The sequence below is a fragment of the Maribacter sp. Hel_I_7 genome, assembly GCF_000688315.1.
Lineage (GTDB): Bacteria > Bacteroidota > Bacteroidia > Flavobacteriales > Flavobacteriaceae > Maribacter > Maribacter stanieri.
The window spans coordinates 78,292-91,953 of the sequence record NZ_JHZW01000002.1 but is presented as its reverse complement, the minus strand read 5'-3'; the positions used below and the strand labels follow the sequence as shown (position 1 = coordinate 91,953).

The window sequence follows — 13,662 nt, the reverse complement described above, 5'->3', positions numbered from 1 at the left end:
AAAATACGATTTATGTCGATTAAGAAAATTGTACCATTATTCGCAATATTTATATTGATTCCCTTAACTGGTTTCTCACAAAATCAATGGGAATTTCAAAATCAAGATTTACCGTTAGAAACAAGGGTAGATGATTTAATGACTAGACTATCTATTGAAGAAAAGGTTTCTTTGTTGATATCTACTTCAGAGGCTATTCCAAGATTAGAAATAGAAAATTATTATCATGGTAACGAAGCGTTGCACGGTGTAGTAAAAGGTGGTCGATTTACTGTTTTTCCGCAAGCAGTGGCATTGGCTTCAACATGGAATCCAAATTTAATACAACAAGTTTCAAAGGCAATATCAGATGAGGCTAGGGGTAAATGGAATTTCTATAACCAAGGGAAAGATCAAAAGAATGTGTATAGTGATCTATTGACATTCTGGTCTCCGACCATTAATATGGCTAGAGACCCACGCTGGGGTAGAACTCCTGAAACTTATGGTGAAGACCCATATTTAACGAGTAGAATTGGTGTTTCCTTTGTCAAGGGATTACAAGGTGATGATGATAAATATCTAAAAGTAGTTTCTACACCGAAGCATTTTGTAGCCAATAACCAAGAGGAAAACAGGTTTGCTTATAACGCCAATATTTCAGAAAAATCCTTACGTGAATATTATTTCCCTGCATATAAAGTGGCTGTTCAAGAAGGTAATGCCCAATCTATTATGAGTGCATACAACGCTTTAAATGGGGTGCCTAGTACTGCAAATGGTTGGCTATTGAATACTGTTCTAAGAGATGAATGGGGTTTTGAGGGTTACATAGTAAGTGATTGTGGTGCACCCACCTATATTCAGAAATCGCACAAATATGTGAATACAAAAGAAGAGGCTGCCAAGGTAGCTCTAGAAAGTGGACTTGATTTGGAGTGTGGAGACGATATTTATGCTGAACACCTAATAAAAGCATATGAAAATGGGCTGGTGTCCCAAGAAAATTTAGATAATGCGGTAAAAAGAGTTTTAACCGCTCGTTTTAAATTAGGGATTTTTGATAAAGTTGACGACAACCCATATAGCAAAATCTCCCCAGATGTAATTGGATCTAAAAAGCATCAAGAACTGGCATTGGAAACATCAAGACAATCTATTGTTTTGTTGAAGAATCAATATGATATTTTGCCTTTAAATGTAAAGGATATTAAAAAAATTGCGGTTGTTGGTTTTAATGCTAATCAGGTTGTTTTTGGTGATTATAGTGGTCTTCCCGTAATTAAACCTATATCACCTTTAGAAGGTATTAGAAATAAAGTCGGAGATAAGGCAGAGGTCACTTATGTGAAATGGAAAACGGCTGCTAGAAACTTAAATTTAATTGAAGCTGAAAATTTAGTGAATGACCAAACTGGTGAATCTGGTTTGTACGGAGAATATTATGATGACAAGTTTTTAGAGGGTACGCCACAAACGCGCGTTGATAAAGTGGTGAATTTTGATCCGGTAAATAATCCGCCAGCTCCGTATACTAACTTTCGTCATAAATCTATGCGTTGGTCTGGTTACATAAGCCCAAACTTTTCAGGAGTGTATAAGATTGGGGTCAATTCTGATGATGGTGTTCGTATGTGGTTAAATGGTGAATTGGTAGTGGATGAATGGCACAACCGTGGTATGACCACAGATCAAGTAGAATTAGATATGAATGCGGGTGAAAAATACGCTATTAAATTAGAGTATTTTGATAATGGAGGCGATGCCATTTGTCAGTTGCTTTGGGAAGTACCAGCAACTACAGAAGATTTATATAAGGAGGACAAACAGGTTGCCAAAGAGAGCGATTATGTGATAGCTGTAATGGGTATTAATAAATCTATTGAAAAGGAAGGTCGCGATAGAACTTCGTTAGCGTTGCCAGAAGACCAGATCAATTACTTAAAAGAGATATATGCCGAGAACAAAAATCTAATTGTTGTTTTGGTTGCTGGTAGCTCTTTGGCTATTAATTGGATGGATGTTAATGTACCAGCAATAGTGGATGCATGGTATCCGGGTGAAGCCGGCGGTACTGCCATTGCAGATGTATTGTTTGGAGATTACAATCCTGCAGGTAGATTGCCATTTACCTTTTACAAATCGGTTTCAGATTTACCTGATATGGATGATTACGAGGTGTCTAATGGTAGAACATATATGTATTTTAAGGGAGACGTACTGTATCCTTTCGGATATGGATTAAGTTATACCCAATTTAAATATGATTCTTTAAAAGTAAAGTCTGAATCTGATGCTGTTTTAATATCTGCAACAATTAAAAATACCGGGACATTTAGTGGCGATGAGGTAGTGCAGTTGTATTATACGGTTAATAATTCAGCTGTAAAAAGACCTATTAAAAAATTGATAGGGTTCGAAAGAATCAGCTTAAATGTTGGAGAATCAAAAACTATTGAATTTAAAGTGACTAAAAATGACCTGCAGTATTGGGATGAAAAAGCTAATCAATGGTCGTTCGAAAAAGGCGAATATCAATTTATGATAGGGTCATCTTCTAAAGATATACGACTTCAAAAATCAAAAAAAATAAAATAATGAAACAGACCATTGCTTTGTGTATGTTGTTATTTGCTTTTGCATTCGTAGGCTGTAAGAGCAAACATGTGTCACTAAACGATATTCAAGTAATAGGTAGTCATAATTCATATAAAATTGCGATTGAAAGACCGTTGTACGACTACTTACATACGGTGGAACCAAAGAAAATAGAAAGTTTGCAATACACCCATATTTCTTTAGAGGAACAATTGAATTTAGGTTTACGGAATTTAGAATTGGATGTTTTTTATGATCCAAAAGGAAATCATTTTTCTAACCCTAAAGGATTAGAAATAGTAAGATCTCTTGGTCAAGAACCTTTGGCTTTTGATGTGGAAGAAAAGCTGAAACAACCCGGACTTAAAATGTTTCATGTTCAGGATATTGATTTTAGAAGCCACTATTTATTGTTTTCTGATGGATTAAAAACCTTGAAAAAATGGTCGGATAACAACCCAAATCATACTCCTGTAATTATTCTCATCAATACGAAAGATCAAAAAGTATTACAAACCAGAGAACCTTTGTCATTTGATAAAAGCGCCTTAAATGCGCTTGATGATGAAATAAAAAGTGTGCTTCCTGCAAGTCAATTAATAACTCCTGATAATGTTAGGGGTGATTTTGAATCCCTTGAAAAAGCTGTTTTAACAAAGGGGTGGCCAAGCTTGAATAGTGTAAAAGGGAAGTTCTTATTTGTGTTAGACGAAAAGGAGAAACGAATTAATGAATATCTATTAGGTCATGAATCCTTAAAAGGGAGAGTCTTATTTGTTAATAGTAAAGAGGGCAATGCAGAAGCTGGTTTTAGAATAGTAAACAACCCAGTTAAAGAGTTGGCGTATATAAAAGAACTGGTTTCAAAAGGGTATATGGTTCGCACTAGGGCAGATGCCGGTACCAAAGAAGCAAGAACTAATGATTATGAAAAGTTTGAGAAGGCAAAGGCATCGGGAGCGCAAGTAATCTCTACAGATTATTATGTGCCCTCCACATTATTTGATTCTGATTATAAAGTGATTTTTGAAGATGGAACGTATGAGAAAATTAATAAAAAGTAACTTAATAAAGAAGATAGTTGTAACGCTCATTTGCATTCAAGTGGTAGTATTAGCGGCACAAGAGCAAGCTACTTCTGATTTTACACTTGTAGGGGACAATGTGATTACCTCTATTTTAATAGATAAGAAAGATGCAAAGGTTGAAACTATAGCATCAAACATGTTTGCAACTGACGTTTATAACATCACAGGGAAAAAGCCTATTGTCTCCACTAAAGATAGTAGGTCTGAAACTACAATAATTACTGGTACAATAGGTAAGAATAAATGGATTGATAGCATGATCGCTGCTGGTAAAATTGATGTTTCTGAAATTGAAAATCAATGGGAACGATATAGTATTCAAATAGTTGAAAACCCAACATCCACCATTAAGAAAGCTTTAGTTGTTGTAGGTAGTGATAGAAGAGGAACAGCCTATGGTATTTTAGAACTCTCTAGAAAAATAGGTGTTTCTCCATGGGAATGGTGGGCAGATGTTACTCCGACTAAAAAAGAGTCACTTTCTCTTACTATAGAAAAAGAAGTTTCAAAATCTCCTTCCGTAAAGTACAGAGGAGTTTTTTTAAATGATGAAGATTGGGGATTACAACGTTGGGCAGCTTTAAATTATGAGCCAGAAACTGGTGATATAGGTCCAAAAACTTATGCCAAAGTATTTGAATTGTTATTACGATTAAGGGCAAATACTATTTGGCCTGCCATGCATTCTAGTACTAAACCTTTTTATTCGTATCCAGAAAATAAGTTTGTGGCAGATGATTATGCCATTGTTATTGGTACATCGCATGCGGAACCCATGCTTAGTAATATAAATACCGAATGGAAACATGACGAAATGGGGGAGTATAGATATGATACCAATTCAGAAACCATAAAAAGTTTATTCACCAAAAGAGTAAAAGAAACATCCAAATTAGAAGGTATTTATACTACAGGTATGCGTGGTGAGCATGATTCGCCCATGATCGTTGGTGAGGATGATACTGATGCGCAGGTTAACTTATTGGAACGTGTAATTACCGACCAACGAGCCATTTTAAAAAAGGAGACCAAGAAAGAACCATCAAGTATTCCACAAGCTTTTGTGCCCTATAAAGAGGTGTTGAATTATTACCAAAGCGGACTAAAGTTACCTGAGGATATCACTTTGGTTTGGACCGATGATAACTACGGATACATACGTCAATTAAGTAATCCGCAGGAGCAAAAAAGAGCTGGTGGTGCTGGGGTTTATTATCATACCTCATATTGGGGTAGGCCGCATGATTATTTGTGGTTAAATTCTACCAATCCGGTTTTAATGTGGGAAGAAATGTCGAAAGCATTTGAGCTTCAATCTCGTGATATTTGGATTCTAAACTGCGGTGATATTAAACCACATGAGTATAACATTGAACTGTTTTTAGATATGGCTTGGAATATGGATGACTTTAAAGAAAGTTCGTCTGTAAAACAGCATACTAAAAATTGGGCTTCGCGTGAATTTGGTGAAGCATCTGCAACTAAAATAACAGATGTATTATTTGAAAATAACCGCTTGGCATATATAAGAAGACCGGAGTTTATGGCGTGGAGCCAGGTAGAACCGGTAACTAAAGAAGGAGAAACAGAATTAACACAGTTTCATTATGGTGATGAGGTTTCAGCACGCATAGAAAGCTATCAAGGTTTAATTGATGCTACTGAAAATTTATATACTGAAATACCAGGCTATAGAAAAGATGCTTTTTATCAATTGGTGTATTATCCGGTTATTGGCGCTTCAAAATTAAATCAGAAATGGTTGTATAGTTTTAAGAACAAGTTTACCGCAAAGCAAGGCAGACAAAGTGCTAATGCTTTTGGGGCTTTATCTGAAGAAGCTTATAATAGAATCAGTAAAGAAACCGATTACTACAATACAGTGCTTAAAAATGGTAAATGGAATCATATTATGACGATGGCTCCACGTTTTCTTCCCGTTTTTACACAGCCCGCATCATCAACTATTACTAGCAACGAGAAAACTAGCTTGGGTTTAGCCTTGGAAGGGTATCAGATGGAGGTTAATGATAAGGTAATTAATAGCTTTGCAGATGTACTTCCTGTTTTTAATAGCTATACTAAAAGTACTTATTTTATTGATGTTTTTGCAAATGGTAAGGGTACGGTTAATTGGGAAGCAAAACCCAAGGCAGATTGGATTCGTTTATCACAAAGTAAAGGGACCTTAACTTCCGATAATTTAGAAAAACGTATTTGGGTCAGTATCGATTGGAGTAAAGTTCCCCAAGGCGAGAATAAAAAAGAAGCTCCACTAGGGCACGACTTTCAATTGATTCCGCCGAGTTATAAGGTGAATAGTGCTATTGAATTTATTTCAGAAGGTAAAATTACTACCATTGGTGTATCTGTCTATAATCCTAAATTTGAGGCATTAAATAACTACAATGGTTTTGTTGAGGATAAGGGTTATGTATCTATTCATGCCGAAAACTTCACCAGAATGAAAGATGGTAAAGAGGCAAATTGGACGTTGTTTGAAGGTATGGGGTATACGAATAAAGTTATTACGGCGCTACCTAGAACTGCGACGCCTTTAGTGGACATGGAAGAAATTAAAGCGAATAGTCCGGTTTTAGAATATGATTTTTATACTTTTAATTTTGGTGAAGTGGACGTGAATATACAAGCGGTGCCCACTCATGCCCCATATGCTGGAATAGGTGTTCGTTGTGCAATTTCTATTGATGATGCTACACCGGTATTTGTAGATTTTGAAACTACAGGTCGTAGTGAGGAATGGAAAGAAAATGTACTTAAAAATGCATCGGTACAAATGGCAAAACAAATTGTAAATAAGGCAGGAAAACATACATTGAAAATATGGATGGTAGATCCTGGAGTACTAATAGATCAAGTGTTGATAGATTTAGGTGGATGGAAAAAGAGCTATGCGTTTCCGAAAGAAACGGTCAAAAAATAAATCAAAATAGCATAAGACGACACTATAGATTTTTATGTGTTGCTGTGTTATTTTTGATATTTTCTTGTGATAATAAAAGAGAAGAGGAATTTAAAGAAACGAAAATTGCATTCATTGCAGATGCACATTTTCAAGATATCTATGCACATTTCGCAGATGCCGATTACAAAGGAATAGAAAACCCACAAACGGGCGACTTTGTGAACATTCGTACCATGAATGCGCAATTACAGTCTACCAGAATATTCAACGAAAATTATTTTGCATTTATTGAAGCACTAGATGATATTGTAACCAAGGGAATTAAATTAGTAGCATTGCCAGGAGATTTTAGTGATGATGGGCAACCTATTCACGTTAAGGGTTTACGAAAGATTTTGGACAAGTATTCTAAAGACCATGGAATACTCTTTTTTGCAACTACGGGAAATCATGATCCTGTAAAACCTTTTATACAAGAAGCGGGTAAAACAGATTTTTTAGGTGTAGGAGGTAAAGAGCAAATAATTACTAGTACTATTAAAAATATTAAGGATACTGTAGCTGGGCAACTTACTCCGATCATTACTTCTGAAATAAAGAAATGGGGATACCAGGATATATTAAATGAAATGTCTGCCTTTGGTTTTTATCCACAAAAAGAATACGTGTATTGGGAAACCCCATTTTCAGACTATTCTTATCAAGGTTATACATTCAACAAGGCAGAGCAAGCGTCTTTATTAGAAAATAGAACCTATGCTATTGATGAATTTAATAAGCACCCAGATGCTAGTTATCTGGTAGAACCAACTGAAGGCGTTTGGTTATTGGCAATAGATGCCAATGTGTACGTTCCCAAAAAAGAATTATTAGAAGTTTCTGAAAATGCCAATGATTTTGAAGGCGCAAGTATTGGGTACAACAATGTGCTTTTACAAAAAAGACATTTAATTGATTGGGTGAAAAAAGTATCAGAGAAGGCTAAAAAAATGAACAAGGTTTTAATTGCTTTTAGTCATTACCCCATGGTTGATTTTAATGATGATGCATCAGAAGAAATGATACATTTTTTTGGTGAATCGAATATGCAACTACACCGTGTGCCAAAAGAAGAAGTAGCAGAGCTATTTGCAGATGCAGGTATTGAAATTCACTTTGGTGGTCATATGCATATAAATGATACTGGTGTAAGAATAACTACAAAAGGAAACACTTTATACAATATTCAAACTCCGTCATTGGCAGCTTATGCACCTGGTTATAAAATTTTAACTATACATTCTACGAATGATTTTGAAGTAGAGACCGTGGTGATTGAAAAAGCTAAAAACTTCAATAGTTTGTTTTCTTTATATGAGCAAGAACATGATCATTTAAAAGAAACGCAAGCACCTGAAATTTGGAATAAAGACATTTTAGCTTCTGATGATTATAGGGATTTTACACAGTGGCATTTAAAAGAATTAGTACGACTCCGTTTTTTGCCAGATGATTGGTCTCAAGAATTTGTAACCGATTTTATAAATAAAACAGGAGAGGAACTTTTAATAGCACAATCTGAAGATTTTGATAGTGTATTAAAAAGCTCAAATTTATCAACTAACGAATTTAAAACCTGGACGGGTTTTGATATGATTTATGATTTTTATCGCTTAAGAAGTGCAGATGAATTGGCTTTTACAGATATTGGTGAAGCTCGTTTAAAACAATATGAAATAGTTTGTAAGCAGTTGAAAGAATCTGAAAATAGCGCTTACAGACTATGGGCAAATATTTTCGAGAAGAGTATAAATGGCAAACCTTCCGATCATTTTAAAATAGATTTAAAACAAGGGACTATTGAAAGTATAACACCTTAATTAGATAATAAAAAACTATTGCCTGAAGCTTTTGTACATTTATAATAAACCTAACTCAAACATTTAAAACAGTACATGCGAAATGTTTTCTGCATATTTATAAGTATTATTTTATTTGCTGCAAGCCTAACGGCTCAGGATATAAAATTTGAACATTACAATGACGACAGTGGGTTGTCTCATAATGCTGTTAGGCATATTGTACAAGATAAGCATGGGTTTTTATGGTTAGGTACATTCGCTGGTTTAAATAGATTTGATGGCTATGAGTTTAAATCTTACTTAAGCTCTTCTACAGATAAGACCAAACTGCATAATGATGATATAACAGCTTTAGAGTTAGATGAGGATTCTAACAGCTTATGGATCGGTACTAGAAATGGTCTGTCCCTTTTTAAAACCGATACCCACACATTTAGCACCTATTTGCCAGAAAAGGATAATGAAAACAGTCTTCCAGAAGGAGAGATAAGATCTGTTTATGTAGATAAATTTAAAAGGATTTGGGTTGGTACCAAGAACAGTGGACTCTATATTTTAAACAGTAAAACGGATACATTCAAGAAAGTAGAAATTAAAAATTTCAACTATATAAAGGCAATTGTTGAAGATAAGAACGGAGATATATGGATAGGTAGTTATGAATCTGGTGGTGTAGCTAAATTGACTTTAGGCGCAGAAGGAGAAATTATTCAAAAAAATATATACAACCTTTCGGTACCAAATTCTGTTGAAAAAAATCCGTATCTAAACTTTATATATGAAGATGCAAAATCTGATATTTTTATAGGTACTAGAGTAGGACTCTATAAACTAAACAAAACCACTAACGAGTTTGTAAACCTTGAAATTGAAGATCCTGAGATTAAAGATGGTTTAGGGCCTTATTTTCTTTCAGTAATTCAAGCAACAGATGGTAAATATTGGGTAGGTACATTAGGAGGTTTACTAGTTTGCGATCAGTTAGAAGATATAGGTAAAGGTGAATTTAAATGGCATTATTCCGTATTGCCAGATGATACCTCTTTGGTAGATAATTTGGTGTCAGCACTATTTTTTGATGATTCTGGAGTATTATGGATTGGTACTGAAGATGGTTTGGATAAATATGATCCATTTGAAAATCAGTTTAATAGCAATAAGGACATTTCCTTACATATAAATAATCAGGTTCCAAGAATTAGAGGGTTTAGCAAAACCTTTGATAATAAAGTGGTAGTTGCAACCAGGCACAACGGACTTTTTATATCAAATGAAGAAGATTTTTTGCCGCTTTATAACAACCAAAAAGATATTGCAAGTATTTATTCTATTGATGGTACTATATTTTACTGTGGTTTATGGAATGGGAATTTATTGGTATATGATTATAAAGCAAACTCGGCTAAAGAAATTTCGGTTGGTTTTGAGCAATCACCAATATTTGCTTTTGAGGCACTAGATGAAAATCATTTACTATTGGGCTCATTTGGGGAGGGAGCTGTGTTATTGAATACCAAAAGCCTTAAGAAAGCTGATAGTACAACTATAATTTTAAAAGGATATCAAATAAATGAAATAGTTAAGCAAGATGATTCCAATATTTGGTTTGCTACCGAGACTGGGGTTGTTCATTTTTTAAGGGATATAAGCACTTTTAAATATTATAAATCTACTGACACACCAAACATAGGATTGCTACATGATAATGTGAGTGATATCATGTTTGATAATGAAGGGCGACTGTGGGCGGCAACAAGAAAAGGTATTAGTCTTTTTGATTTTGAGACCAAAGAATTTAATCCTTTAGAGGAACCTGTAGAGTTAAGGGATAAGTGGATAACCGATATGCTTACCTATACCAATGGTGATATCTGGTTTAACATGAACAGTAACAGTGTAGCTAGGTTAAAATCAAATTTAAAAAATTACAATATTTATGATGTTAAAAGTGGTAATAGGTTAGATGTTTTTAGCTCAAGTGGTTTTTACAATTTTGAAAATTCCAATATATATTTAGGAGGAAAGAATGGTATTATCTATTTCTCACCATATGCCATAAGTGAGAACAAAGTTGCCAAAAAGCCAATGATTACTGAGTTTAAGATTCAGAATGAGGTGATACATCCAGGTACTGAAATTAATGGCGAAATTCCGTTAAAGAAAAATTTAAACGAAACTAAAAGCGTAACCTTAGATTATAAGAATAGAAATTTTTCACTTCAATTCTCTGCACCTTCATACGTAAATGAAAAGCTTAACAAGTTTGAATATATGCTAGAAGGTTTTGATGAAAACTGGATTTCTACAACCAGTAATTCAAGAACCGTACAATACACCAACTTGTTTCCTGGTGACTATACTTTTAAAATTAAATCTAGTAATAGTGATGGTTTTTGGAGTGATGTAAATTCATATAAAATTACAGTAACTCCTCCTTTTTGGTTAACCTATCAAGCATTGATATTATTTCTAGCCTTATTCGCTTTAATCATATATTTCATAAGGAAAGAAATGAAAAACAGGTTGCGTTTAAAGCAAGAACTTGTTACCGAAAAAGTAAATAGGGAACGCGATATTAAGTTGAATAATGAAAAACTTCGTTTTTTTACAAATATATCTCACGAGTTAAGAACTCCTTTGACTTTAATATTAGGTCCTGCAAAACAGTTGTTAGAAGAAAGCAACGAAAACAGTAGCGAGTATCAAAAAAGCAGATTTAATCTAATTCATCAAAATGCAAGTAGACTTTTAAATTTAGTGAATCAGGTGCTAGATTTTAGAAAGGCACAAACGGGTGAATTAAAACTTAAGGTTTCTAAAACAGATGTGCTGTTATTTACCACCAACACGTTTGAATCTTTTAAGGAGTTTGCTTACAATAAGCAAATAGAACTGAATATTAACAGCGAAGTAGAGACATTATTTGGTTGGATAGATAGAGATAAGTTCGATAAAATCTTATATAACCTTTTGTCTAATGCCATTAAGTTTACCAATAAATACGGCCATGTAGATTTATTTTTAAAGCTAAAGGAAAACAATACTGAAATATTGGTAATTGAAGTAAGTGATGATGGTATTGGTATACCCTTAAAAAGTCAAGAAAAGATTTTTACTAGATTTTACCAAGCCACCAATAGTAAAGAGAACAATACAGGTTCAGGTATTGGTCTGTCACTTGTAAAATCTCTTGTAGAATTACATAAAGGAACTATAGTTGTAGAAAGTAAACCTAATGAAGGAAGTACGTTTACGGTAGAAATACCTATTAGTCGAGATAGTTATACTAAAAAAGAGGTCTTTGAATTTATTTCTAATACTGAGCTAGAAGAGCCAGAAACATTTATTCCTATTAAAAGAAAAACAACAAATACAGAAATCAAGGATAAGATTTTAGTGATTGAAGATAATATTGAATTAAGAAAATATCTTATTGACTATTTATCTGCGTACTACAAGGTGTATGAGGCTGAAAACGGTAAAGAAGGATTGCAGCTTTGTAGAAAAATTAAACCAATGTTGTGCGTTGCCGATGTTATGATGCCGGTAATGGACGGTCTAGAATTTTGTAACGAATTAAAGAACGACGAATTTATTAGTCATATCCCAGTGATTCTTTTAACCGCATTATCTGAAAATGAAGATAAGGTTAAAGGTTATGATGTGGGGGCAGATTCTTACCTAGTAAAACCCTTTGACCCCTCATTATTGAAATCGGTAATTGTAAATACCATTAAAACTCGTTTAGAGCTCAAAGCTAAATTTTCTGACGAGGTAGAGAGCGAAATAGGGTTGCTCACTCACTCACCCATTGATAAAGAATTAATGGAGCAAATCACTACTATTATTGAAAAGAATATAGATGATGTGGATTTAACTACTAATTATTTATGTCAAGAATTGGGGATGAGCTCTTCAAAACTATACCGAAAAATAAAAGAGCTTACAGATTTAGCGCCAAACGAATTCATACGTACTATTAGATTAAAAAAATCTGCACAGTTATTAAAAACAAAAAAGTATAATGTGTCTGAAGTCACCGATTTAATTGGCTTCAATGATCCCCTATATTTTAGTAGGTGTTTTAAGAAGCAATTTGGTTTCCCACCCAGTAAATTATTGAAGTAGAGATTTTTAGGTTTCTATGGTTTGTTAAGTAATCCATATTTATGATGGTATTATCCATTAATTTATGACATAAATACTATAAATTGCAAGTAGATATATCGTACATATCAAAACAACAAATCAACTTACTCAAAAACATTAATAACAACTTTTATGGAAAAAGCGTTGAACAACAATCAGAACCATCCCATGGATAATATTGATGATTGGGAAGATAACTTACTAGAGAGATACCCTGATCCGGAAGAAATTACAAAAGAAAAAGAAGAGTTTAGAAACTATGTCGACTCTGATAGGATGGACACCGTTAAAGAGTTTTATAAAATAAATCATGAATTTCAAACATATGATTTTGTAGTTGAAAAGGAGAAAGAGTTTCTACAGTTCAATAAAAAGGATATGTCAATTTGGGAGGCTGTAGACTTTCTAAATACATTGGTAGATGATAGTGACCCAGATATAGATTTAGATCAGTTACAGCATTTATTACAGACTTCTGAGGCAATTAGAGCAGATGGTCACCCAGATTGGTTTGTACTTACTGGATTCATTCATGATTTAGGTAAAATACTTTGTTTGTTCGGTGAGCCACAGTGGGCTGTAGTAGGAGATACTTTCCCCGTAGGATGTGCTTATTCAGATAAAATTGTCTATCCAGAGTTCTTTAGTGCAAATCCAGATGCTACAAATAGTAAGTACAATACAAAGTACGGCGTATATGAGCCAAACTGTGGTTTGGATAATGTAAAAATGAGCTGGGGACATGATGAGTACTTGTATCAGATAATGAAAGATTATTTGCCGGAACCTGCACTTTACATGATCCGTTACCACTCATTTTACTCTCAACATAGAGAAAATGATTACACGCATTTAATGACAGCAAAAGATATTGAGATGTTTGAGTGGGTGAAGAAGTTCAATCCATACGATTTATATTCCAAGGCACCAGTACCACCAGATGCAAAAGCATTACTTCCTTATTACAAAGAGTTAGTATCGAAGTATTTACCCGAAAAATTGAATTTTTAGAATTCTAATTATTTGAGTTTAGCAATGCTCTAGCCCTTCCAACTAGAGCATTTTTTTTACACCATAGTAC

The 13,662-nt window shown here is 34.0% G+C and carries 6 protein-coding genes; all 6 read left to right on the top strand.

Annotated features, from left to right (window positions below; all coding sequences use genetic code 11):
• The first annotated feature begins 12 nt into the window (after positions 1-12).
• The 6 genes from P178_RS0101915 to P178_RS0101890 all read left to right on the top strand — a co-directional run bounded on the left by P178_RS0101915 (position 13) and on the right by P178_RS0101890 (position 13,592).
• Complete coding sequence (locus P178_RS0101915; RefSeq protein ID WP_051638145.1) at positions 13-2,577, top strand: glycoside hydrolase family 3 C-terminal domain-containing protein; 2,565 nt, start codon at positions 13-15, stop codon at positions 2,575-2,577.
• Entirely contained in the window at positions 2,577-3,641 is a 1,065-nt protein-coding gene (locus P178_RS0101910) for a phosphatidylinositol-specific phospholipase C1-like protein (protein ID WP_027064613.1), read from the top strand. Before P178_RS0101915 ends, P178_RS0101910 begins: the two co-directional genes overlap by 1 nt.
• Entirely contained in the window at positions 3,619-6,609 is a 2,991-nt protein-coding gene (locus P178_RS0101905; RefSeq protein ID WP_027064612.1) for a glycosyl hydrolase 115 family protein, read from the top strand. The genes P178_RS0101910 and P178_RS0101905 overlap by 23 nt, the downstream gene beginning before the upstream one ends.
• The gene (locus tag P178_RS0101900; RefSeq protein WP_081819375.1) at positions 6,564-8,450 is read left to right on the top strand and encodes a metallophosphoesterase family protein; all 1,887 of its coding nucleotides are present in this window, start codon (positions 6,564-6,566) and stop codon (positions 8,448-8,450) included. The genes P178_RS0101905 and P178_RS0101900 overlap by 46 nt, the downstream gene beginning before the upstream one ends.
• A 75-nt stretch (positions 8,451-8,525) precedes the next feature.
• On the top strand, positions 8,526-12,560 hold the full coding sequence (locus P178_RS0101895) for a hybrid sensor histidine kinase/response regulator transcription factor (protein WP_027064610.1): 4,035 nt from the start codon (positions 8,526-8,528) through the stop codon (positions 12,558-12,560).
• Positions 12,561-12,713: 153 nt separating this feature from the next.
• On the top strand, positions 12,714-13,592 hold the full coding sequence (locus P178_RS0101890) for an inositol oxygenase family protein (protein WP_027064609.1): 879 nt from the start codon (positions 12,714-12,716) through the stop codon (positions 13,590-13,592).
• The last annotated feature ends 70 nt before the right edge of the window (positions 13,593-13,662 follow it).